Raw genomic sequence first — 25,547 nt, 5'->3', positions numbered from 1 at the left:
AGAAGCAAAATTTACAATATTTTGTTTTTATTAAAGAATAAATATAAAATTAAACGTTATTTTGAGGCAAATAACTAGTTTTTATTGATAGCCCTATAATATTGACACCAATATACGTGTAATCATGAAAAAAAAATATTTTGATGATTACACGTACTCAGTAGGTTTAAAATTAGACTATCAAATACGATAATTTATAATTTTAAAAAGATTCTAGTATTAAAATCAACTTATAAACAGAATATTTATACCTAAATTAAGGCATCTCAGCGTGTATAAAGCATAAAATCCCGAAAAATAAATTAAGCATTAATACTTAATTTATTTTTCGGGATTCTTACAAATAAAACACTTATAGTTAGTTTTCAAAAAAACGTTTTACTTGGTGTTGAGACTTTAAGCCTTCCAGAATATCTTTGGTAAGAGGTTTTGAAACATAAGAAATTACTTGTTCATAAGTACTAGCCTTATCGAGGTCGTGCTGGTCAATCGAAGAACTTACCATTACGACATAGATTTGATTTTTCAATGCCTCTTTTTGCAAAGCTTCCAATAGCTCCCAACCATTCATCACAGGCATATTTATATCAAGTAGTATTAAATAAGCATCATCTCCATTGTTATTAGTAATAAAATCAAATGCTTGCTTTCCATCAGCAAAGTTGATAGGTGCATCAGTAAGCCCACTTTTTTTGGCAATTATTGAGTGCAGGGTTTGCACCATCTTGTCATCATCAACAATATTAAAATATTATTGTGGTCTGTTTTAATTGTGTTATTGATTTTTCTTATAATCCCATCGAGCTCATAAGCTGAATCAAGAATATTTTGTAGAAGTTCCTCCCTACTTATTTCAATATTATCAAAATCATTCAATAAATTGATAATACCCATAATTCTAGCCACTGGCGCCCTAACAATGTGCGATTGCATCCATGCAATTTCTCTGAGTTGTTTGTTCTGAGTTTCTATTTCTCCAAGGTGCTTCTTTTGATCATTAATATCTTGAATCATCCCGTATATACGAATAGGTTTTCCTTGAGCCAATTCTACTCGTCCTTTTGCCCTAACCCACCTTACTTTTCCTTTAGCTGTTACAATTTGTACCTCATGGTCATAAGGGGTGCCAAAATTAATAGCCTTATTTACAGCTTCTATAATGGCATCTCTGCTTGCCCCTTCTCTATAGGACAACATACTACTTTCAAAAGTAGGTTCATAATCTATCGGCACTTCATGAATTTCTTTTGTGATTGACCCCCAAGTTACTTTTTGGGTTAATAGGTCATATTGCCAACCACCTACTCTACCAATTTCACTTGTTTCTTTGAGCAAGATCTCAAACTTCTTCAAGTCTTCTAAATCTTGAATCATGCCATACAACCTTACAGATTTGCCTTCTAAAGTAGCCACTCCTCCCTTTACTCTTATCCATTTCTCATGCCCTTTGGCAGTAATAATTTGGGTTTCAAAATCAAAGTCTTTGGCTTCTGCTATTACAGTATCAATTAGTTTTTTAATCCTAGTTCTAATTTCGCCTTCTCTGTAGAAATTCAATAATTCATCCACTTTCAAATCATAATCTAACGGAAGTTCATGAATCTCTTTTGTGATTTTAGACCAAGAAACTGTATTATTTATCAAATCTACCTCCCATCCTCCTACGCGAGCTACTTCACTAGTTTCTAAAAGAATCCTTTGGTTGGTCTCTAAAGCTAGTTCAATCTTTTTACGATTGGTAATATTTCTAGAAAACATGGCTGCTCCCCTTATTTTATTGCCATCTTTGATAGGGTTGTAGGTAGTCTCGCTCCACGACCCCCATATTGAATCAAGTGCTGGGGAATAAGTCTCTATCGTAAAAGTTTCACCTGACAATACTCTTTCGTATTGAAGTTGGCTCTGCTGATTTAGCTCCGTTAAAAATTGCTGATTTTCGTTCATTGAATCCCCAGATTCAAGTTTCCAAGCTCTGATTTTTTCAATGAAATTCAAGTAAGCATCATTAGCAGCCAACAGGTTTTGGTTTTCATCTATGCTCCAAACCAAATCATCAGTACTATTGATTAAGGCTGCTGTATTAGCTCGTTCTGTTTCAAGTAATTTTAAGTAGCGTTTTTGTTCAGTTATATCATTAATGAGGGTGTGCTTGGCTTTTTTGCCATTATATTTTATATTATGAGTCGTAATTAGTACACTAATTGTTTCTCCATTCTTTTTTATATGCCTCCACTCGTATTGATTAGCCTCAAATTCGTTATCAACGTTGGTATAGTCTAGAAATTTATAAGCATCTTCTTTAGGACGAATGTCCAACAAAGTCATTTTCAGAAACTCTTCTCTAGTATATCCATAATGTTGAATGGCAGCCTCGTTAATTTCTAAAAAAGCAAAGGTTTCAACATCATATATCCACATGGGCTGTGGATTCGAGAGAAATAATAATTTATATTGTTCTTTACTTTTTTTAATTTTCTCTTTATCCTTCTTTCTTTTGGTAATATTTCGGGCATTTAGCACTAACTTTTCAACCTTCCCATTTTCATAAATCGGATGAAAAGTAATATCCATCCATTGCTCATTATACCATTCAGTAGCGGGCATATAAACATCTACTGAAAAAGTATTTCCTAAAAATGCTCTCTGACTTTGAGTCTTAAATAGCTGGATTAGCTCTTCTGTATAGAAGTTTTTCAACAAAAAACTTTCTCCAACTTTCAAGGTCTTTCCAGTATGTTTTTTGATGGCATCAATGTAGGTTTTATTTGCGGAAATCAGGTTCAGATTTCTATCTACACACCATATATATTCGTTTGTGGCGCTTAATAATACCTTTAATTGGTTTTTTTCGAAAAGTAATTCATTTAAATTAAGTTGATTTTGTTCAATTAATTTAATCGTTTTTTTAGCAAATGTTTTGAAGATTTTTTGCTCCTTTTCTGTAAGTTCAATCAAAGAGTGATCGAGTAATACAATATGCCCTAACATCATCCCTGATGGCAGATACAAGGTCATACCTGAGATAGATTTAATCCCTTGTGCTAATAACCATGCCTCTTGGGGATTATTAATCGTAAAAATTTCTTTTGAATACTCCCTATCATGTTTAAGCAAAAAACTACTAAGATGTAAATCTAAGCTAAATTGAACACTTTCAGCTGACTTACACCACTGCCTTTTTGTCCCTACGAAAGAGAGACAAATGACGGATGAATCAAATATATTTGAAGCTACATCAAGAACAAAATCGAAATCGTTTTCCTGTAGTGCTTCAATTTGAATTGTAATAAATTCATTTGGCGGAGTGAAATTATTCATATCGAATTGAAAGCAGTTTTTAAAAGACTAAAATAGTATGGTAAGTCCAAATCAATCTCAATGCAAACTAATCAAAAAAAATGAAAAATATACGGTTTATCGTATTTAAGCAGATTTTTCATCACTTAAATTCAAAATTAATAGCACATTCTTAAATTTTTATTGAAAATAATTAATACGAGTTTTGTTTAAAAGTTCATTTCAAGATAAAATTCTATTTAAAGCAACAAATGAAAAATATAACTATTTAAAGATTCCATCTAAAGTCCTTGTTACAAATAAATTTTTTATTTGTAAGATTTCCCCTTAACATTACAGAAAAAAGAGCGACAATATACTAATCAATTTATACGATGATGGAAAAACTAGCAACTGCTTTTCAAAAATTTGATGAATATAATAAAGCTGATGATAATATATTTGTGTGGGAAGGAGTGGAATATCCACAGGAGTATTTTTTAGCCCTACAATTATATCAATGGGTGTTGAAATTAGACCCTAATGCTACAGAAGCATTGTTACTGGCTTCACGAAGCCAACATATTGGTCGTTGGGAAATTGCCAGAGAAACCTATCCTGATGGAAGAGTAGGTTATTTAACATGGCGAAAGGATTTATCATTTTTTCATGCTAAAAAAGCGAAAGAAATTTTAACTGAGGTGGGCTATGAGGAAGAGGAAATTGCGAAAGTGGAGAGAATTATTCTTAAACAAAGAATAAAAACTGACCCAGAAGTACAAACGATGGAAAATGCACTTTGCTTAGTTTTTTTACAATTTCAATATGAAGACTTTCATCCCAAATATGCACCAGAAAAGGTGATTAATATTTTGAAAAAATCTTTACTAAAAATGGATGCTCACGGACATCAATTCGCGTTGAAGCTAACTTATTCTCCTCAAGGTCTGGCTTATATTCAGGAAGCTTTGAAATTACTGGCAGAATGATAATTATTCAAGACTATTTCAAAAGGTCAATATTCATTTTACTTTCTGAAATAGTCTTTTTTATTTTATACTTTAAAAGCCTACTCCAAACTGAAAACCTAGCGTATAAGAAGTAGGTTTATCATTGCCAAAACGAACAGGCAAAGGGACGGCTATAAAGTAGTTGGAATGTTTGTTCTTTTTAACCACTTTGTTTAGCACGGGTGTAAAGCCATATCTTCCGCCCGTTTCAAAGGCTGCTCTTGTTACTAAAGTAAGTCCATGCTTAAATCGGAACATTACCCCTGGATGGAACAAGAAATTGTTCACCTTACTCACTCCATTTTCTGAACGAATCGTTGGGACAAACTCAAAACTGAATCCTATTTTATCACTTTTCAGGATATTGATGCCCGTCGGGAAGCCAATCGTATAGCTTGACCCAAAATTTGATGTACTAGTGCCATCAGCCGACCAAGTAGTAATAGGGTGCAAAATACCCATATAGCCTACAATTTTGGGATAGGTGTTTTCAGGAGAAGGTTGCTGTGCAAAAAAGCTAAAAGACAAAGAAAGTAATAAGATAAGGTAAGTAATTTTGTTTTTCATTGTAAGAATTAAGAATTGTTCCCGACAAAATTTCAAGAATAATCCTCCTCAAAATAGCACATAATTAACTTTTTGTATCAAACTTACTTTTTGTGATATTTTTTTTGAAAACTGATGGGTTTTCGCCTGTATATTTTTTGAAGATTCTAGTAAAATGGCTCTGGTCTGAAAAACCTGTTAAATACGCTATCTCTGTTAAAGAGTGATTAGTACTACTCAATAGTTCTATCGCCTTTTCAATTCGTAGTTTTCGGATGTATTCTCCAAAAGATAGGTTTTCAAAGTATTTAGAGAATTCTCTGGAAAGATAAGCAGGATTTACGTCCAACTCTTTTGAAATTTCTTTCAGGCTTAAAGTCAGATTGGTATCTATTTGGTCTTGAATAATATCCTTTAATTCTTTTGCCCATACAGGCGTCTTACGATTACTTTTAGTAGTGGGGTGAAATACTTTTTGGAAGACATCGACTAAAAGGTTTTCAAAAGGATTCTGAAAATGCTTTACTGATTGCAGGTATTTTGCCCAACTGTATAAGCCGTCATAAATCACCATCCCTTGTTTCAACAATTCGTGGTCATCTTGAATATTATGTGCCATACCCGAGGCTATTGCCCATAATCCTGCTGATTGTGGTGCAATATCATGTCGGTCAGTGTCGGCACCACGTACTATTACCGCCATTGTATGAACAGCTTCGTCATTGATATTGTATTTTTCAATCAAACAGTCAAAAGTACATAAGCCCAATTTATGGGATAGTTCTACATTCGGAACATCAAAGGGGATAGCTCCTATTACTTCAGCTTGCTGAAGTACGGTATCAAAAGGAACAAAAATAAATTCTGCCTCTGTGTCAATGTATTTTTTTATCAACCACGGACAAGCTATTCTATCAATCTTTGGTTTTTCTCGGGTTATCCATTTCATAAGTAGTAAACGGTCCGCCGTCGCGGTAGTAAAGAGTAATTGGTGAACAGTCATCTGTCACGGTAGCATTTCAAATCCCTATTTATCAGTCATTTACGATAAATAAAAACGTTGCTCAATCTGTATGGATCACTAAATAAATGAATCATTTTTGAAAAGTGACAGCAAAATAAGAATTTATTCTCTTAATATTAAATTCAAAATAATAACTCTACTTGTCTTGTAGATTTATTTAACTCTATTAACTTTGTAGGAAACTAAGAATTTAATTTTTTATGGAAATAGAATCACCGACTAATCTTGAACAAGTTGTTGAGAAAAAGAAGTCATCCAAAAACCCTTTTGAAGAAGCCATTATTAAGATTTGGAAACGTGAAAGAACACCTTATGAAGTAGCCATCCACTTCGTTAATGCATTAGCTTTGATGATTGTAGGGTATTTTGTTTTTACTTATATAACTATTCAAACAATTACTACAGGTCTTCATGAAATAAATTCTGATATACTATATTATATTTTAGGGGGCTTTATCGCTCAAATGATTGACGGAGCTTTAGGAATGGCTTATGGTGTTACGGCTTCTACTTTTTTAGCCAACGTTGGCGTGTCACCAGCAGTAATTTCAATGAGTGTGCATGCATCTGAGATTTTCACGAGTGGGGTATCGGGCTATATGCACTTAAAATTTGGCAATGTTAATTCCAAACTATTTAAAGCTGTATTGATTCCAGGGGTTATCGGGGCTGTATTAGGTGCTTATGCGCTTTCTACCTTAGCCGAAAGCTATATGCAATATGTAAAACCAGCCGTCTCTACTTATACTTTAATTCTGGGTGTTGTTATTATTCAAAAAGCCTTAGTAAAAAGACAACAAAAGAAAAACATTAAAATGATTGGGCCTTTAGCATGGTTTGGTGGAATGATGGACTCTATTGGTGGTGGCGGTTGGGGACCTATCGTTTCTTCGACATTGATTGCTTCGGGACGTCATCCAAAATATACGATTGGTTCAGTAAACTTGGCTGAGTTCTTTATCTCGCTTTCGTCTTCGTTAACGTTCATTTTTGTGATTGGCTTTTCACAATGGCAGGTAATTCTGGGCTTAATTCTTGGGGGTATCGTAGCAGCACCTATTGCGGCACGCTTATCAAGTAAATTGCCAGTAAAAGCGTTGATGATTATGGTAGGTATCGTAGTAATCTTAGCAAGTTTGAAGAAACTTATTGGATAATTTCCTTCAAACTTAACTAAGTTACCTCATTAGTTTTTAGATATTAGTAATAAAAGGTGCCGCTCGAACATACTGATTTTCAAACAATTGTTTGATGATAAAATCAGCTAAATCGGTGGCACTTATTTTATCTCCCGTACAATCTTCCAAACTGACATCGGTTTTGCCTCTAGCATCTGTTTGTTCAATCATAGGCAATCTTATCAAAGTCCAATCGACATTACTATCTACTAGCATTTCGTATTCTTTTTGTTTATCGGCAGTAGTTTTAGGATAATTTTGCTTCATCCAGTCTGTCCCAAATTTGGTTTTAGGACTTTTATTATCAAACGGCGTATCAACGTTTAGTCCTGTAGTAACGATATACCTTTTGATATTACATTCCTTCATTGCCTGCAATACGTTCCTAGTAGCATCTCCAAAAATAGAGCTTTCACCCACAGGTTGCCCAATTGTACTAATAACAGCCTGACAGCCTTCTACAAGGCTCAAAATAGCATGATAGTCGCGGGCATCGCCTTTGATGATTTCAATTTGAGGACTTTGAATGTGGAAATTATCAGGATTTCTAAGAAGCATTTTGAAATGAAAACCTTGATTTAATAACGCTTGAACAAGGTATTTTCCTGATTTACCTGTACCACCAATGATGGCAAGTTTTATTGACTGTTGCATAGTACTCTTTATTAAAAATTGAAAATATAAATTCAGACTGTCTTCAAGTGAAAACAATCAGTTCGCTTACGTTTTAGTAAGGCGAGTATTCAGATCAATATTTTAAACAAAGAGTCTAATACGTGAAATTAGTAAAATAGCCTGATACTACGACTAAGTAGCTATATAAAATTTTAAGTACAACATTTTAGTAGACACGTTTCGTGAAAGAAAATTAATATTTTTTCGATTAACTAACACAAATTTCCAAGTGAATCACAGTAGTTTAGCATACCTTTATCCTTTTGAAGAAAACATATTAAAACCTTTATAATAAACTAAGAAAATGTCTGAAATATCTCGTCGTGATTTCCTTTATCAAGCAGGTTTACTAGCTTCTGCTTCATTGTTTTCTTTTGAAAGTTTGGCTGCTAAAGTTCCTAATCTTCAATTAGCCTATTCTGCTATTACGTGGGGCGGCAAAGACCTTGATGCGATGAAAGATATTTCATCATTGGGTTTCAAAGGGGTACAGTTGCGTGCTAATGCGTATGATACGTACAAAACCAAAGTGCAAGAATTAAAAGATATTATTGCGACCAATGGTTTGGCATTACCGATGTTTTCAAGTGGTAATGTTGAAATCGACCCAGCCAAAGAAGCTAGTACGATAGATTATCACGTGGCTCACGCCAGCTTTGTAAAGGCATTGGGCGGTACTTCTATTCAATTGACTAATTCAGCTCGTCCGAAAGACAAATTACCAAGTACGGAAGAATTAAAACGTTTGGCATTCGTAATGAACGAAATCGGTAAACAAACTGCTGATTTGGGTATTCAGGCTGTTTATCATAATCACATGCACCAATTGGGAGAAACGCCAGAGGAAGTGGATGTAATTGTACAGGATATGAATCCTAAATACATCAAGTTATTATTGGACGTGGCACATTATCATCAAGGAGGTGGCGTACCTGCTAAAGCGGTATTGCAATACAAAGACATCATTGGTGCATTGCACATCAAAGATGTAAAAAGTCCTTTGGCTGATAAACCAAACGACCCTAAGGCATACAAATTTGTGGAATTAGGACAAGGGAATGTTGATTTAAAAGCAGTATTCGATAATCTTCAAAAGATTAACTATAAAAAATGGGCGATTGTTGAATTGGACGGCGTACCTGAAAAAACGCGTACACCTTTAGAATCAGCACAAATCAGCAAAGCATTTTTAAAAGATAAAATCGGGTTTAAGATTTAGTTTTGCCATTACTGATGGTATGACTAATATTCCTATTATGGTGCGACTTAAGTCGCACCATAATAGGAATAAGTTTTAAACCATGGTCTGGGACACACAACATGAGTAACAACCCTACTCCTTCGCCCTCCTATTCATCTCTATTACTTCTACATCAAATATTCTTTTGCCCTCTATCTTTAGTCTCACTGCCGTTTGCACTTTATGAAAACCGTGCGTTCCTGCTGCTCCAGGATTAATAAATAGCATTCCATTTCTATGTAAATCTCTTTTTACTTGAAGAATATGCGAATGTCCGCACACAAAAATATCTGGCGTTTTTATCCTAAAACATTCCAATGCATCGGGTTTATAACTTGACGGTGCTCCTGCGATGTGTGTCATACCAATATTGAGTTCTTCGCAAGTAAAATGATTTATTTTTGGATAAATTTGCCTCACCGTAGCATCATCAATATTACCATATACGCCCTGTATAGGCTTTAAGGCCTCAAGGGTATCCGAAACCGCCACGATGCCCCAATCGCCTGCATGCCAAATCTGGTCGCACCAGTCAATATGAGGGAAAAGACGTTCGTCAAGAAAACTATGAGTATCGGAAATAATTAAAATTTTTTGCATAATTTTCACTAAGTCGCCAAATCTTCCGTTTTCAATAAAGGAAACAGAGAGGAATATTGATTATTAAAGATTAAATCTCTTGAATATGTATATTTGCATACACAAACTTTTGAGCAAAGATTGAACAAAAATAGTTGAATATATATTGATAAATGTGTTTAAATCGAAAGACGACTAAGTAAGTATTTCGAGATTTACTTGAGAAAAATAGAAAAACAAACCAGCTAATTTGTTGCTTTATGCCAGTGAAACCATTTGAAACTACGCTTTATGAAAAACTTAAACCGTTTTTCAGTATGCACAATTTTGTGCTGTTAGCAGATAAAAAACAATTTCGGAAAATTACACCAACAGGCTTCCAGAACGTAATTTTTACGGCAACTTCTTATGATGATGAAACTTGGCTAGAAGTAAATATTGGTTGCAGAAACAACCAAGTAGAGCAGATAGCCCAACAGTTTCTGGGGAATACCCGTGACTTCTGGTCAGATTCTAATACTTTAGTCATCTCAATTGGGAAATTTAATGATGCCAAATATTTTAGATATAAGATTTTGAATGAAAACGATTTGGATGATGTTTGTGAAATAGTGAAAGAGTTTTTGGAACAAAGAGGTTTTCATTTTATGAATGAATCGGATAGCTTACCGGCATTAAATAATATTTTTAATCTGCATCTTTCTAAGCCTTGTAAATATTTATATAACCAATTACATCGTAGTTATAAGGGTATTATCACCGCCAAATTGACATACGATAAACACTTTTTAGATTTATCGAACAAACACCGTGATATTTTGATGAGTAATGGCTCTAGTCCTGATGAACTATTGACTTACGAAAGATTACTAAGTTTTCTATTGTACCATTCTGTGAATTAAACCAGCTTTTATTGAAATTTTCCTAAATTGCATAAGGAAGATTATTTTTTTGATGAAATTACGTATTGTACTCATATTGTTGTTCTGTAACAGTTGGCTTACACCTTTGGTGGCACAACTGAAATTCAGCCGTATTAGTACACAAAGAGGCTTATCGCAAAGTACGGTAGGACAAATCTTTCAAGATAAAAAAGGATTTATTTGGTTTGCTACGAAAGACGGCCTTAATAAATACGACGGCTACCAGTTTACTGTTTATCGCCATATCTCTAACGACCCCAATTCTATTAGTAGTAGTACCATTTCATGTATTACCGAAGACCAAGAAGGCAATCTTTGGGTAGGTACTTTTGATGGTGGCGTAAATAAACTCGACAAAACCACAGGAAATTTTATTCATTTCAAACAAGCAGACGATAAAACTAATATCGGTGGACTCAGCATTTCGTCTATCATTGCATCACCCGATAATAAAATATGGGTTTCTACTTATGGTTATGGTTTGCTTTGTTTTGACAACCAACAGAAAACCATCAAATGGCGTTTGGTGGAATCTGAGCTACTGACGACCAATGATATTTCATTGGTTTTTCAAGATAAAAAGAATACGCTTTGGTTGGGTGGGCATTATGGTGTAATTACTCATATTGACAAAAACAATCATGCTAATACCGTCCGTTTGCAAAGCAATCTTCCTCCTCGTAAAAATCAAATTACTTGTCTGGTGGAAGACCCACAAGGAAATATTCTAGTAGGAACGAGGGGTAATGGCTTGTATAGACTGAACCCGCAAACGAATGTATTCACTCAGGTGCTATACAGTCCTAATCAGAATAATCGAGCCAATTTGATTACTGATTTGGTTTATGACAAAGATGGAACGCTTTGGATCGGCACGGACAATGGAGTTTTTCTTGTAAAAAACAACAATTATACCCAGCTTAGCTACATAGAATCCAATCCTGATTCTGAAACAGGATTAAGCTCGCATGCTATTCAATGTATTTTTGTAGACCGTGATAACAATGTATGGATTAGTACTTGGGAAGCAGGATTGAACGTACATTACAGACATCGAAATAACTTCAAATTATACCGACATAAGATAAACTCGACACAAAATTTATTACGAGATAAAGTAACAGCCATTGCTTGCGAAAGTGACCCTAACCGAGTTTGGATTGGTAGTAATAATGGTCTGACACTATTTGATAGGGCTAAAAATACCTTTTCTCATTATTTTATAAGCCCTTCTCATGCCACTACTAGCACCAATGACATCAATAATTTATATTATGATAGTGATGGAGACCTATCAGTGTTAACGTGGGAAATTGGGCTTAGGATTATGAAAAAAGGCAGTAACTCTTTTATACTGTATCCTTATGATGATGGTAGCAATACAACACACCTTACCTGTCTGAGCCCTGCCAGAAAACCAAAACATTTGTGGATAGGTACACAAGAAGAAGGCATTTTGTTATTCAACAAACAGACGGGCGAATTCAGCCCTGTTCCAGACCTCAACCGTAAAGGTGTGCTATTGGGCATGCACATTAATTCTATCTTAGAAGAAGAAAACGGTACACTTTGGATTGGTACTTACAACAACGGTATTTACTGTTATAATCAGAAGAAAAGGCAAATTGTTCATATCCGTAAATCAAACCGCTCGGATGGATTAAGTGCAAATCAAATCAATAAAATATATCAGGATTCCCGCAAACAAATCTGGATAGGCACCAATGGTGGTGGTTTGAATCTTTACCAACCAGCTACTAGAAATTTTAAAGTTTGGAGAACAGAAGATGGATTACCTAATAATACTATCAAGGGAATTGTTGAAGACCGTCATTATCATTTGTGGTTATCGACCAATCAAGGTATTTCACAATTTATAACTTATAGCAATTCATTCAAGAACTATACAAAAGCTGATGGGCTTCAAGGCTCAGAGTTTTTGTTGAATGCTTATGCTCAAAACAATCGCGGTGAAATATTTTTTGGTGGTACAGAAGGACTCAACATTTTCCACCCCGACAGTCTGATTGAAAGTAATATAGTACCCAATGTATACCTTACAGGCTTAAAATTGTTCAATAAGCACGTGGTAGTAGGGCAACCCGGCTCGCCTTTGCAGCAAGATATTTCTCAAACAGAAGAATTGGAATTGGAGTCAGACCAGAATGTATTTTCAATTGATTTTACTGCCTTGGATTTTCAACAGTTCAAGAATAACCAATATGCTTATGTACTACAAGGCTTTGATAAAGAGTGGAACTATGTAGGCACACAAAGAACAGCCAACTATACCAACTTGAATGCAGGAAGCTATCTGTTTAGGGTAAAAGCGACCAATAATGATGGTGTTTGGAATCAAAGGGAAGCCATGCTACGCATTACGATATTACCCCCTTGGTACAGAACTTGGTGGGCATATTTCTTTTATCTAATCATTATAGGTATTGGGCTTTATTTTACCAGAAGAGTCGTGCTCATTCGTGAGCGTTTGAAATTGGATGTACAATTACAAGAAAGAGAAAAAGAACAAGTACAGGAATTAGACCGACTAAAAACTAATTTCTTTACTAATATTTCTCATGAGTTCAGAACACCTCTAACACTGATTATCAGCCCCTTAGAAAAATATTTAGCCGAAAACAAAGACATTCCAGATTCGCAACGCAAAAGGACGGAATCTATCTATAGAAATGCCAAGCAATTACAAAAACTGATTAATCAATTACTCGATTTATCTAAATTAGAAGCTGGCAAGCTATCGCCAGAAATTACCCAAAACGATGTAATTGATTTTGTTCAACAGATTACAGAATCATTTAGAGGATTAGCTGAACAAAAGAATATTAGGTTGATTTTCAAACCTTCTACGCCTTATTTATTAGCTTATTTTGATACAGACATTTTAGAGAAAATTGTCACCAATTTACTTTCAAATGCCTTCAAATTCTCGGATAATGATGGCGAAATTATCGTAAAAGTATCGGTAAATCCAGCCGATAATCAAAGAATTATTATTGCCGTAAGCGACACGGGTATTGGGATTGATAGTAAAAATTTACAAAATGTATTCAATCGTTTTTACCAGATTCATGGTAAAGACCCTCAGAAACATGTTGTAGGTACTGGTGTAGGATTAGCGCTGTGTAAAGAGTTGATAGAGTTACACAGAGGAGAGATTCTAGTTAGTAGCCGCTTAGGCAAAGGAAGTACCTTCACTATTCACTTACCTATTAACAAAGATGCCTACGATAGTAATTGGATTCGGGATAATGCTATTGACCCAGAACTTCCCCTGATTAATGTACATGATAATTTAATTGAGCCTCATAAAAACGAACATCATAAAAAGAATGTTCCGCTTTTATTAATTGCAGAAGATAACGACGATTTACGCAATTATATCAAAGAGATTTTCGTTGAAAATTTCAATATCATTGAGGCAAACAATGGTCAAAAAGCCCTTGACATTGCCATAGAACAAGTGCCTGATTTAATCATTTCAGACTGGATTATGCCTGAAATGACTGGTGGCGAGCTTTGCGAGCATATCAAAACCAAAGAAAGTACTAGCCATATTCCTGTAATTATCCTAACGTCTAGAAGTAGTAATGAAAGTAAATTGGCAGGATTAGAAATCGGTGCGGATGATTATATTACCAAACCTTTTAATGCTAGCTTGTTGGAAGCAAGGGTTAAGAACCTATTGGAAAGCAGGAAAAAACTAAGAGAAAGGTTTAGTAAAGAGGTGAAAGTAAATGCAAAGGAAATCACCTTAAATTCTTCAGATGAACATTTTCTAGAAAAAGCAGTTAGGATTGTAGAGGAAAATATGATGAATACGTCGTTGGATATTGCCTTTTTAGAAAGAGAGTTGAACATGAGCACGATGCAATTGTATAGAAAACTAAAAAGCTTAACAAACTTTTCAGGAAACGAGTTTATCAAGAATGTTCGTTTGAAAAAGGCGATTCAATTACTTGAAACTGACAGTTTTACCATTGCGGAGATTGCATATAAGGTTGGTTTTAATGACCCTTCTTATTTCACTAGAATATTTAAAAAGGAATTTGGTAAATCGCCATCTGAATACTTAGAAAAAACGCCACTATAATAACTATCACTATCTTCAAGTTTGCTTCAGATTTGTTAGGTATCTTGGTTGCGCTAAACCAATACTATTATCATTAAATTGTCTATAAGTCTTAACATTTCCGTCTGATGATGAATATAAAAAAAAGCTTTTATTTATTTATTTTACTTTGCCTAAGTATATGTCCTACTGCTTTTACGCAACAAAGAGATTCTACCTTCCGTAAATTAACCATCAAACAACTGATTGTTCCTGCTTCTTTACTTACTGGAGGTTATATCCTTAAAAGTATTAGCCTAAAACAAGAACAATTAGAATGGCATGATAAATATTATAAAGACTTTCATACACACGTAGATGATATTATTCAATATACGCCTTATGTAGGAGTTTTTGGGTTAGACTTAATGGGCATTAAAGCAAAACATACTGTGGGTGACCGTATTGGCATTTTATTGATTGGCGCTACTATCATGTCGGGAACGGTGTTTACCCTTAAGCATACTACTAAAGTGTTGCGTCCTGACCTTTCTGGACAAGATTCCTTTCCATCAGGCCATACAGCCAATGCTTTTTTTGGTGCAGCTGTTTTAGCGCAGGAATATAATGACGAAAGTATTTGGTATGGCGTCGGTGCTTATACTGTTGCTACCGCTACTGGAACGCTAAGAGTATTGAATAACAGACATTGGTTTTCAGATGTAATAGTTGGTGCTGGTGTAGGGATACTATCTGCGAAAGCGGCTTATGTAATCTATCCTTGGTTGAAGCAAAAATTAGGAAATAAACCAAGTGATAGTCCTTCTAAAATAGCTTTTACGCCTATGTATGATGGTAGGGTTGTTGGAGGAAATTTGGTGATTGGGTTTTAAAAAGTTGGCTTATTGATATTTTCATAAAACACAAACATGAGTCATCCCTAATTTTTCCTAAAATTGTGCGTTTTGGAGACAATTTGTGAGATTTTCTACTTAATTATCGTCTAGTCCTTACTTTTCTTGTCTTGAAACAAGAAAAGTAACAAAAGAAATTCAAGAATTCCTAAACTCGCTACCGCTCAAACAGTAGGAATTCATTGCCCATCAATCATAAAAAAGCGGTCGGAAAACTAATTTCGACCGCTTTTTTATGATTTTAAAATTCGGGATGACTCATGTTTGTTGAAAATTAAAACTCTTCTGGTTTTGCTTTTCTTGATTGTAACAAACCTTTTTTAATCAATTCGTTATTTTTCCAAGCTTTCTTCGCTATTTTGAATTTTGCTTTGTCTTCTTTCGTGACGGTCTCTAAATCAGATAGGTCTGGTTTGCCAGCATTTACCCAAGCAGTGTACCAAAAATCAGCGACACTTTCGCTTGATAATAACATCTGATTGTTGATGGTATTACCCAAACGTTCTCCGTAAGCCTTGGCAAATTCGCCCGTGTAATTCTTTCTCATTTGTCCGAAACGTTCAGAACGCTTGAATTTTCTTTCGTCGGTGAACCCTACGCTAGCATTTATTTCTTCTTTGAAAACACCATCTAATAATAAGCTCGTTGCTGCAATTTTTGTCCAAATCTCAGCCAATGGGTCTTTAATATATTTAGCTTTATGCTTTGTATAAAGGTTATAACTTTCAATGTTTATCTCTGGCACAGCGGTTTCCCAAAGCGAGTGAAGTCCTCTTTGGTTAGTCAATTGTCCATCATAATTATAACTCGTATGCAAAGGCACATGGGCGTCTGAAACATAATGACCTAAATCTGCGGCATAAAACAAAATACTGTCTTTCATTTTACTGCGGAAAGCCTCTGTCAGTTTTTCTTGCATTGCTACAACTACCCATGGTAAAGTACCATATTTTTTGAGGGTATCGGCAGTATATTTTTTTACGGCTGAATCCCAATCATGAGGAATGGTGTTTAGTGGGTCAGTACCATAAATAGGGGCATCTAAATCTATAAAGTGCTTAGGTGCTTCTGTTTTATCTGTATTTCTACGAACATCTGGACGAACAGAGTTATAAACCATGTAGTCTTCATTTTTCATAAAGAACGTTGCCATTTTTTTAGGCAAAGCATACGCTGAAATTTGATGAATGGTTTTGTGGCCTAAAAAGCCCCAAGAACAACAGCCTAACAGGATTAAAAGAGCAAGGATTTGTTTAAGTTTTGATAATTTCTTCATGAATAGTTGTTAGTTGTGAATTAGCGAGTTGTGAGTTAGTGAGTAGTCAGTATAAAATAAACGAGACTTCCATCTAAATTAAAATTCTAATACCCGTCCTCGTTGAAGTTATCTCCATCAGGAATAAAATCAGGGCAAAGATAAGTCTAAACGTTCGAGATTATCACCTTGCTTATTTATGTAATAATTAATTATTGCATTCCATATACGCTTAAAGTGCTAATTCAAAATATAGCACTTCCTCTAAAGGGTTATACACATAAGCGGACGTTTCTTGAAAGCCAAAAGAGCGATAGAGCCCAATCGCTTCTGTTAAGGTAGTTAAAGTATCCAATTTCATGGTTTGATAATTGGCATTTTTAGCAAACGTAATCAACTCTTCTACTAATTTCCTCCCTACTTTATGCCCTCTGGCACTTGGTTTTACATACAAACGCTTCATTTCACACACGCCTTCGGCAATGGGTTTCAAGGCAACACATCCTACAATCTCTTCGTTGATTTTAGCTAGGATAATACATCCAGCAGGAGCAGCATAAACTTTTGATAGCGTTTGTAACTCTTTCTCAAAATCCTGAAAACAAAGGTCTATCTTTAAGTATTCAGCATATTCTATGAATATTTTTCTTACCTCATCTAATTCATCAGGGGAGTAATTCACGTAATGGAATTGCATATTTTTAACTTTGTGAGTAAATAATTAGGGATAAAAAAAATTGAATGAAAATCACTTACTAATTTTGGGCATGAAATTACAAGAAATATTCCGAAACATCATTGCGACAGATTCGCTTCACGCTCGATTCTTGAATACTCTTTCATTAATGGAGAACACTGGTGCAAGAAAAATATCTGCTTCTGAAGATAAATCCAAAGTATCTTATATCGTTTTGAAGCACGCTGCAGAAGAAGCACGCCATGCTTTTTACTTGAAAAAGCAAATCCAAAAAGTTGGAAAAATATCAGATTTCCCAACTTATGAAAAACCATATCTTATCGCTCCTTTTGCTAGTTATACTTATTTGCATACCTTGGATATTCAGGTATGTAGGTATTTAAAACAAACCTTAAAGCTATCAGGTAATGATTTGAAATATGCAGCTTATTTGTTGGTAACTTATGCCATTGAAGTAAGAGCCGACGAATTATATCCTGTATATCAAGAATTACTCGAAGAGGTGTCATCTAAAGTAAATATGAAGTCCATTATTGTTGAAGAAGAAGGACATTTAGCAGAGATGATTAATCAATTAAAAGAGTTTTCGCCAGCATGGGAAATGCACGCTAAAGTGGCTTGCGATATTGAAAAGACTTTATTCGAACAATGGATTATTTCTATTGGTAATGAATTAGGAGTTAATTGAGTTTAGGAGTTTAAGGTTTAGGAGTCAAAAGTTTTTACTCATGAACCTTGAACTCATAAACCTTAACTTTATAAAGCTTGAAACCATAGACTCATAAACTTTAAACTCATAAACTCTCATCACAGAGAGTTTCTTCTGATAAACAGAAATGAGTTTCTGATATGTTCTTGCCTACCACTTAAAATTAAGTCGGCAGCATTTTTTCCTAATTGAAAATGATCTGTAGATACTACCGTGATTCCTCCTGATAATATTTCTTTAATGGGTGTTTCGTTATATGAAACAATACCTATATCCTCGCCTACTACCATCTTCTTATTCTTACAGCACATCAGTGTTTCGGCTAAATATCTTTCCGAAAGAATTAAATAAGCTTCTTTGCTTCGGATAGTATTTTCCTCAATATCCGAATAGATATTGTATTGGAGGTTATTCTCTTTGGCAAACTTTTTTAGTCCTTCAATGACAAAATACGCATTGGCATAATGTTCTTGAATAATACAATTCAGGGTACTGTATTTCAAAATGGCTTCTTTGGCTTTGAACAAAGCTTCGTAAATATCCTGCTCGAAATCTTGATAAACACAGGCATATTTCCCTCTGATAAATTCATTCCTTTTTTCCAGAATAATCAATTTATTGGTCGGAACACTATTGATAGTTTTTAGAAAATCTTCATTGAGATAACTCGTATGCATCATAAAAGCAAAGTAATCATACTGATTAATTTTCTCTTTTATTACCTTCTCAAAGTGAAAAGCATTCTGGGTACTGAACTGGTGGATGTATAAATCAACCGTAGCTTTCCCTTCGATTTTGTCCATAAATCCATCATAGATTTCATGTTTAAAATCGTTCAGCCTACTAAAAACCATGAGTATTTTTAGTTCTTTTGATTGAAGGCTTGTATGCGAATTGGCTAATTGTGCTGTCAATGAGAATGTCGTTTGAACTTATAGATACCAAGTAACTTATTCCCGAACAACTAAATATCCTGCCTTGCACCGTCAACAAAAATCAGGTCATAACAGGACACCAAATGTCCATTTCAACAATTTTGCAATATATATCCCAACATTTGCAAGAAATGTCCTAACCATTTAAATCAATTTGAGCCTACCTTTACGAAACAATTTATGCACTTTTTCAATAATTTATTTGACTTATTGGATTAATTCGTTTGTTTTTGACAAATGAAGCAATTCAGATAAAAAGTTTAGATTGAAATATACAAAAATTCGTACCACTATTATTTATAAGCATCGAATCAAGATTTCAATCACTTTGGCATTTATGTATTACCTACTATTACCAATATAACAACCCAATTTTATCCAGTAAATAAAATGATAAAGACATTCAGAGAGTTTTCTCAAAACAAGCAAGATTCAAAAACACCAAAATATCAGCAATTGGTAAACACCCTGTTGATTGATATTGAAAGCGGAAACTTACAAACGGGTGAACGCCTTCCTTCCATTAATGAAGCGAGTGAAGAGTGCTACTTGTCTCGTGATACTGTTGAACGTGCTTATTCAGAACTTCACCGCTTAGGTGTGATTACTTCTATTTTCAGAAAAGGTTATTTTATCTCTGGAAAGTCGGCTAAAACTAAAACGAAAGTTTTCTTTTTAGTTGGAAAAATTACAGAGAACAACAAAGCCATTTTTAATGCTTTTGTGAATGCTTCTAACAAAGATGTAACTGTTGACATTTTCACTTACAATTATAAGAGTGATAATTTCAGAGAAATCATCAATAGTCATTTAGGCAATTATCATTATTATGTAATCATGCCTCATTTGATTGAAGAAAGTGAAGAAAACATTAAATGCTTAAAGAAGATTTCTGGCGAACGCCTTATCTTTTTAGAGCAATCGTTGGCTTCTCTTCATGGATTAAATTCAAGCATTTTGAGTAACTCTGGTGATGAGATTGCTCAGGTAATGCAACAAAACATTAAACATTTCAAGAAATACAAAACCTTGAATTTGGTTTTGACAGAAGACGAGTATTTTGATTCGGAGTTGATTACTGGATTTAGAGATTTCTGTGAAACCAATCATTTTGATTTCCAAGTATTAGATGGCTTTCAGGATGAAGAAGTAATGGCAGGAAACGCTTATTTAACAATGGACGACATTGATTTAGTAGCAGTCATTAAATCTGCAGAACAACAAGGCTTAACACTCGGGAAAGAAATTGGGTTGATTTCATTAAACGATAACTGTTATAAAGAAATATTAGCTGGGGGGATTACAATAATATCCTCTAAACCTACCGAAATTGGCAAAATGGCCGCCAATATTATTCAAGGAGGAAAACGCCAACAAATACAAGTTCCGATGGAAATGGTATTGAGGAAATCCCTTTAAGACACTTTTTTAATTGAAAAATAGGCTAAGATGATTCAAAATCTTATTCCTTGTTACAACCTTGACTATGTTTAGTCAAGGTTGTTTTGTTTTCATGGCTCTTTTTCAGCTAAAAACCTGTAATTTTGCAATTCTAAAAAAATAGTCAATGTAGCCATACACTTATTGTTAATGACTACAACAAAAACCACAAGCAATGGAATACAATTTCAAAGAAACAGAACAGAAATGGAGACAGTTTTGGGAAGAAAACCAAACCTATAAAACAGAGGTTAATCATGATAAACCCAAGTATTACGTATTGGATATGTTTCCGTATCCTTCAGGTGCTGGTTTACACGTTGGTCATCCACTGGGTTACATTGCTTCTGATATCATCGCTCGTTACAAACGTTTGAAAGGTTTCAACGTATTGCACCCGATGGGCTTTGATTCTTTTGGTTTGCCTGCTGAACAGTATGCTATCCAGACGGGTCAACATCCAGCTATTACTACCGAAGAAAATATTGCTACTTATATTCGTCAGCTAAAGCAAATTGGTTTTAGTTATGACTGGTCGCGTGAAGTGCGTACTTCTGATGCTAAATATTACAAATGGACGCAATGGATTTTTATGCAATTGTTCAAGCATTATTATGATAAAGATGCCAACAAAGCTTTGTCTATTGCTAGTTTAGTTGAACGCTTCGCTGTGTCTGGTAACATAGGCATCAATGCTGTTTGTGATGAAGATACATCAAATTTCACAGCAGAAGAGTGGAATAACATGAGCGAACAAGAACAGCAGACTATTTTATTAAAATATCGTTTGACTTATCCAGATGAATCAGTTGTAAACTGGTGCCCAGGCTTGGGAACAGTTTTGGCAAATGATGAAATCAAAGACGGTGTTTCTGAACGCGGAGGCTATCCTGTTGAACAGAAAAAAATGAAGCAATGGGCAATGCGTATCACTGCGTATGCCGATAGATTAATCGATGGCTTGAATGAAGTAGATTGGTCGGATGCTTTGAAAGAACAACAACGTAATTGGATTGGTAGAAGTACAGGAGCAAGTGTAAAATTTAAAGTTGATGCTTCGACTGTTCAAGAGAATGCTCCAGAATTTATTGAAGTATTCACTACACGCGTTGATACTATTTATGGCGTATCGTTTATGGTAATTGCTCCAGAACATGAGTACGTTCCATTCTTGACAACTTCAGCACAAAAAGAAACCGTTGATGAGTATGTGAAATGGGTAGCTTCAAGAACGGAGTTAGACCGTATGTCTGAAGTGAAAAAAGTTACAGGAGCTTTTACAGGAAGCTATGTAATCAATCCATTTACGGAAGAGAGAGTACCTATCTTCTTAGCAGACTATGTGTTGGCTGGCTACGGAACAGGGGCAGTAATGGGCGTACCTTCGGGCGACCAACGTGACTGGAACTTTGCTACACATTTCGAGTTACCAATTATACCAATCTTGGATGCTCAGAAAAATATTGAAGAACAAGCGGATAATACCAAAGAAGGTAAATATATCAATTCGGGTATTATCAACGGAATGGGCTATAAAGAAGCTACGGCTACTCTAACAAAATGGTTGGAAGAAAGAGGCATCGGAAAAGGTAAAATTCAATACCGTTTGCGTAATGCCGTATTCAGTCGCCAACGTTATTGGGGAGAGCCAGTGCCTGCCTACTTCAAAGACGGTTTGCCATATTTGATTGAAGAAAGCGAATTGCCTTTAGAATTGCCAGTAATTGATAAATACTTGCCAACAGAAACGGGCGAACCTCCACTAGGTCGTGCAGAAGGTTGGAAATACAAAGGCGAGTACGAATACGAATTATCAACAATGCCAGGATGGGCAGGTTCATCGTGGTATTGGTACCGTTATATGGATGCTCAGAATGACCAAGAATTTGCTTCACAAGAAGCTATTAATTATTGGAAGGCAGTAGATTTATACTTGGGTGGCTCTGAACACGCTACTGGTCACTTGTTATACAGTCGTTTCTGGAATAAATTCTTGAAAGATTTAGGCTTAGTACCTGAAGAAGAATTTGCAAAAAAATTGATTAACCAAGGCATGATTCAGGGGCGTTCTAATTTTGTATATCGATTAAAAGAAACTGTATTTCAAAAACCTGATGATAAAATTGGCTTTACAAATCATTTCTTTAGTTACTCATATTATAAAAAATTCCTTAATGGTGATTTATCTAGCCTTGATTTGTATAAATTAATTTTTCCAAATCTTGCTACTGATGAACATTTCAAACTAGTTGAAAAGGGATTGATAAAGTATGATTTAGTAGCTTTAAATGTAGATGTAAACATCGTAAATAATGATGTTTTAAATACTGAAGCATTTAAAGATAGAAAGAAGAATTTATCATTTCAGCCTGATTTTGAAAATGCTGAATTTATCTATGAAGAAGATGGAAAATATATCTGTGGGTTTGAAGTTGAAAAAATGTCAAAACGTTGGTTTAACGTAGTGAACCCAGACGTATTGGTTGATAAAGTTGGGGCAGATACTTTGCGTTTGTACGAAATGTTCTTAGGGCCATTAGAACAAGCTAAACCATGGAATACTAATGGTATCGATGGTTCATTCCGTTTTATCAAAAAAGTATGGCGTTTGTTCTATGACGATTTAGGCAACTATAAAGTAAAAGACGAAGCACCAACACCTGCGGAATTGAAAGTATTGCATACTTGCATCAAGAAGGTGGAAGAAGATTTAGAGCGCTATTCATTCAATACCGTGGTTTCTACGTTGATGATTTGTGTGAATGATTTAGGGTCATTAAAATGTACAAGTAAAGCTATCTTGCAAGAATTAGTGATTTTAATGTCGCCATACACACCACATATTGCCGAAGAGCTTTGGGTATTGTTGGGTAACGAAGCAGGAACGATTTCTTACGCTACTTTCCCTAAATTCAATGCGTCATTGTTAGTAGAAGCTAATTTCGACTATCCGATTTCTATCAATGGAAAAGTAAGGGCTAACATCTCTTTCCCAACTGATGCGATTCCAGCAGATATTGAAGCAGGAGTTTTGGCACACGAAGTAGTTCAAAAATGGTTAGATGGAAAAGCTCCTAAAAAAGTAATCGTAGTACCGAAAAGAATTGTGAATGTAGTATTATAATAAAGACAAAATTAATAGCAGTCGCTCGCTTCAAGCGAGTGACGACTATTACAAGGCTTCAAGCCTAAAAAAAAATATGTATGGCATGATGCCATATAATAGTAATCACTCGCTTGAAGCGAGCGACTGCACGATTGCATTACTATTATCAGCTCTCCAAAGATTAATGATTTTTTTATCTTTGGAGAGCTTTTTTGTTTTTTATTGTTAATAAATTACAAACATTATCTAAACACATATTTATGGATTTACAAGCTTTACAATATCCAATTGGAAAATGGACTCCGAAGGAACAACATACTTGGGAAGAGATTCAAGAAAGTATTGCCCAATTAAAGACAATTCCAGCACTATATAAAGAACTTACCGCAGGTTTGAGCGAAGAGGATTTACTAAAACAATATCGCGAAGGAAGTTGGACTGTCAGACAAGTGATACACCATGTCGCAGATATTCATGTGCTGTATTTTGTGCGTTTTAAACATGCGCTTACTGAAATAAATTCTGAAGGAGTGGTAAGTAAAATAGATGCTTGGGCTAATTTAGAAGAAGCTAAAAATGCTCCTATCGACTATTCTTTGACGCTATTAGAAGGTATCCATTTGCGTTGGACATACCTTTTAGAACAAATGACAGAAGAGGATTTTCAGAAAGGTTATTATCATCCTACCCGCAAAATGTATTTAACATTGATGGATGCCGTGGATGTAGGCGTTTGGCATAGTAAACACCATTTAGCACATATTAAAATTGCTTTAGGGAAAGACAAATAAGTGTTTTTTGCTACTTGTACATATTAAAATCTTTCTATTAGGGTGCGACTTAAGTCGCACCCTAATAGAAAGATTTTTACGTATCTAATTAATCTCTAATTCTTTAATCGTCGCTACAAGTACTCTTACCGCATTAGTTAACCTTTCTTTAATTTTCTCCCCTCCCAAAGCTATTCTAATATATTTTTCGCCATCAATGCTTTCATCAATGGCAAATTCATTTCCACTGGTGATGATTATTTGTTTACTCGCCATATCATTTACTAATCTAGTTGAATTGATAGTGTCAGGTAAAGTTATCCAAATATGACTACAAGTAGGATTTGTTCTATAGATAAGTCCTTCTAAAAGTGGCGTTACCATATTCTGTAACCTTTCTGCCAAAGCTTGTTTTTGTTCAATAATTGTTTGAAGAGCATTCGTTTGTAATAAATAGCTAGTCAACCCACTAAGTAATGATGAATTGCCACTAGACGACATCCTGATATAATCTGCCACATTCGTTTTCAAATACTTCGGAAGGGCTACAAAAGCAGTTTTAATCAGTGGATTAAAGGGTTTGGACAAGCTATAAATGTGAATAGTCTGTTCTGGCAGTAAATCCAAAAATCTAAGCGGAGGATTGACACACATAAACCGATAGGCATCGTCTTCAATAATTAAAAGGTTATGTTTCTTCGCATACTCAGCTATCTGATGTCTTCTTTCAATAGGCATGACCACACACGTAGGATTCTGTATGGTTGGTTGTATGTATAACAATTTACTTCCAGTGCTTTTTACAATAGCATCTAAGCCTTCTATCGTAATACCTTCATTATCAACTTCGCAGGATATTAATTGATAGTTATTTTCTAAAGCAATGCTTTTAAAGGATACATACGTAAAAGGCTCAGTAATGATTGAATCATATTGTTTGCGACAAGCCTGCAATAAACAGAGTAATGCTTGATTGCCACTATTACACATGACAATATCAACAATATCTGGGAAAAGTTCAGACGATAAGCCCAGCCATGAAGCGCCTAAATCAATCGTATTTTTATCGCCATGAAAGGGAGGAAATAATAAAAAATCTTTTTGTTCATTGACAAAGTCATTCGTAAAGTATTGCTTGATTAAATCCATCTCTGTAGGAACAGAGGGATAATTAAATTTTAAATCTATCATTATAAGGTTC

At 34.8% G+C, this 25,547-nt stretch carries 20 protein-coding genes; 10 read left to right on the top strand and 10 right to left on the bottom strand.

Annotated features, from left to right (window positions below):
* Positions 1-358: 358 nt before the first annotated feature.
* Entirely contained in the window at positions 359-724 is a 366-nt protein-coding gene (locus tag J2Y60_RS03130; RefSeq protein WP_309911976.1) for a response regulator, read from the bottom strand.
* The gene (locus J2Y60_RS03125) at positions 700-3,318 is read right to left on the bottom strand and encodes a PAS domain S-box protein (protein WP_309911977.1); all 2,619 of its coding nucleotides are present in this window, start codon (positions 3,316-3,318) and stop codon (positions 700-702) included. Before J2Y60_RS03125 ends, J2Y60_RS03130 begins: the two co-directional genes overlap by 25 nt.
* Before the next feature lie 353 nt (positions 3,319-3,671).
* Between J2Y60_RS03125 and J2Y60_RS03120 the strand changes: the two genes are divergently transcribed.
* Positions 3,672-4,265, top strand: coding sequence for a DUF4202 domain-containing protein (locus J2Y60_RS03120; protein WP_309911978.1), 594 nt, complete (start codon positions 3,672-3,674; stop codon positions 4,263-4,265).
* Between the two features lie 72 nt (positions 4,266-4,337).
* Here the strand turns inward: J2Y60_RS03120 and J2Y60_RS03115 are convergent, their stop codons facing one another.
* Together J2Y60_RS03115 and J2Y60_RS03110 are read right to left on the bottom strand one after the other, a co-directional pair.
* Positions 4,338-4,853, bottom strand: a complete 516-nt coding sequence (locus J2Y60_RS03115; protein ID WP_309911979.1) for a hypothetical protein — start codon at positions 4,851-4,853, stop codon at positions 4,338-4,340.
* Positions 4,854-4,917: 64 nt separating this feature from the next.
* Positions 4,918-5,781 (bottom strand): chromate resistance protein ChrB domain-containing protein, encoded by an 864-nt coding sequence (locus J2Y60_RS03110; RefSeq protein ID WP_309911980.1) that lies wholly within the window; start codon positions 5,779-5,781, stop codon positions 4,918-4,920.
* A gap of 275 nt (positions 5,782-6,056) precedes the next feature.
* On the opposite strand from J2Y60_RS03110, the gene J2Y60_RS03105 reads away from it, so the two are divergent.
* Entirely contained in the window at positions 6,057-7,013 is a 957-nt protein-coding gene (locus J2Y60_RS03105) for a sulfite exporter TauE/SafE family protein (protein ID WP_309911981.1), read from the top strand.
* A gap of 36 nt (positions 7,014-7,049) precedes the next feature.
* Here J2Y60_RS03105 and J2Y60_RS03100 read toward each other — a convergent pair whose 3' ends face one another.
* On the bottom strand, positions 7,050-7,688 hold the full coding sequence (locus tag J2Y60_RS03100) for an NAD(P)H-binding protein (RefSeq protein ID WP_309911982.1): 639 nt from the start codon (positions 7,686-7,688) through the stop codon (positions 7,050-7,052).
* Between the two features lie 325 nt (positions 7,689-8,013).
* Between J2Y60_RS03100 and J2Y60_RS03095 the strand changes: the two genes are divergently transcribed.
* Positions 8,014-8,928, top strand: coding sequence for a sugar phosphate isomerase/epimerase (locus J2Y60_RS03095; RefSeq protein WP_309911983.1), 915 nt, complete (start codon positions 8,014-8,016; stop codon positions 8,926-8,928).
* Between the two features lie 114 nt (positions 8,929-9,042).
* Here J2Y60_RS03095 and J2Y60_RS03090 read toward each other — a convergent pair whose 3' ends face one another.
* Complete coding sequence (locus J2Y60_RS03090; RefSeq protein WP_309911984.1) at positions 9,043-9,549, bottom strand: metallophosphoesterase family protein; 507 nt, start codon at positions 9,547-9,549, stop codon at positions 9,043-9,045.
* A gap of 239 nt (positions 9,550-9,788) precedes the next feature.
* Here J2Y60_RS03090 and J2Y60_RS03085 point away from each other — a divergent pair, with 239 nt between their 5' ends.
* From J2Y60_RS03085 to J2Y60_RS03075, 3 genes are all read left to right on the top strand, one after another.
* Positions 9,789-10,430, top strand: coding sequence for a hypothetical protein (locus J2Y60_RS03085; RefSeq protein WP_309911985.1), 642 nt, complete (start codon positions 9,789-9,791; stop codon positions 10,428-10,430).
* A 52-nt stretch (positions 10,431-10,482) separates the two neighbouring features.
* Positions 10,483-14,562 (top strand): two-component regulator propeller domain-containing protein, encoded by a 4,080-nt coding sequence (locus J2Y60_RS03080; RefSeq protein WP_309911986.1) that lies wholly within the window; start codon positions 10,483-10,485, stop codon positions 14,560-14,562.
* Between the two features lie 107 nt (positions 14,563-14,669).
* Positions 14,670-15,413, top strand: a complete 744-nt coding sequence (locus J2Y60_RS03075; RefSeq protein WP_309911987.1) for a phosphatase PAP2 family protein — start codon at positions 14,670-14,672, stop codon at positions 15,411-15,413.
* Positions 15,414-15,708: 295 nt separating this feature from the next.
* On the opposite strand, the gene J2Y60_RS03070 is transcribed toward J2Y60_RS03075, so the two are convergent.
* Both J2Y60_RS03070 and J2Y60_RS03065 read right to left on the bottom strand, forming a co-directional pair.
* Entirely contained in the window at positions 15,709-16,710 is a 1,002-nt protein-coding gene (locus J2Y60_RS03070; RefSeq protein ID WP_309911988.1) for a zinc dependent phospholipase C family protein, read from the bottom strand.
* 211 nt (positions 16,711-16,921) lie between these two features.
* Positions 16,922-17,386: a GNAT family N-acetyltransferase gene (locus tag J2Y60_RS03065; RefSeq protein ID WP_309911989.1), complete on the bottom strand. Its 465-nt coding sequence runs from the start codon at positions 17,384-17,386 to the stop codon at positions 16,922-16,924.
* 70 nt (positions 17,387-17,456) lie between these two features.
* On the opposite strand from J2Y60_RS03065, the gene J2Y60_RS03060 reads away from it, so the two are divergent.
* On the top strand, positions 17,457-18,074 hold the full coding sequence (locus tag J2Y60_RS03060; protein ID WP_309911990.1) for a hypothetical protein: 618 nt from the start codon (positions 17,457-17,459) through the stop codon (positions 18,072-18,074).
* A gap of 119 nt (positions 18,075-18,193) precedes the next feature.
* On the opposite strand, the gene J2Y60_RS03055 is transcribed toward J2Y60_RS03060, so the two are convergent.
* Positions 18,194-19,009 carry a substrate-binding domain-containing protein gene (locus J2Y60_RS03055; protein ID WP_309911991.1) on the bottom strand — a complete coding sequence of 272 codons (816 nt, stop codon included), beginning with the start codon at positions 19,007-19,009 and terminating at the stop codon, positions 18,194-18,196.
* Positions 19,010-19,420: 411 nt separating this feature from the next.
* On the opposite strand from J2Y60_RS03055, the gene J2Y60_RS03050 reads away from it, so the two are divergent.
* From J2Y60_RS03050 to J2Y60_RS03040, 3 genes are all read left to right on the top strand, one after another.
* Positions 19,421-20,449, top strand: a complete 1,029-nt coding sequence (locus J2Y60_RS03050; protein WP_309911992.1) for a GntR family transcriptional regulator — start codon at positions 19,421-19,423, stop codon at positions 20,447-20,449.
* A 196-nt stretch (positions 20,450-20,645) separates the two neighbouring features.
* On the top strand, positions 20,646-23,594 hold the full coding sequence (locus J2Y60_RS03045) for a class I tRNA ligase family protein (protein WP_309911993.1): 2,949 nt from the start codon (positions 20,646-20,648) through the stop codon (positions 23,592-23,594).
* Between the two features lie 242 nt (positions 23,595-23,836).
* Positions 23,837-24,367, top strand: coding sequence for a YfiT family bacillithiol transferase (locus J2Y60_RS03040; RefSeq protein WP_309911994.1), 531 nt, complete (start codon positions 23,837-23,839; stop codon positions 24,365-24,367).
* An 84-nt stretch (positions 24,368-24,451) separates the two neighbouring features.
* Here the strand turns inward: J2Y60_RS03040 and J2Y60_RS03035 are convergent, their stop codons facing one another.
* Positions 24,452-25,537: a PLP-dependent aminotransferase family protein gene (locus J2Y60_RS03035; RefSeq protein ID WP_309911995.1), complete on the bottom strand. Its 1,086-nt coding sequence runs from the start codon at positions 25,535-25,537 to the stop codon at positions 24,452-24,454.
* Between the last annotated feature and the right edge of the window lie 10 nt (positions 25,538-25,547).

The sequence above is a fragment of the Arcicella sp. BE140 genome (assembly GCF_031456255.1).
In the GTDB taxonomy this organism is placed as follows: domain Bacteria; phylum Bacteroidota; class Bacteroidia; order Cytophagales; family Spirosomataceae; genus Arcicella; species Arcicella aquatica.
This window is presented reverse-complemented; position numbering and strand designations above follow the sequence as displayed.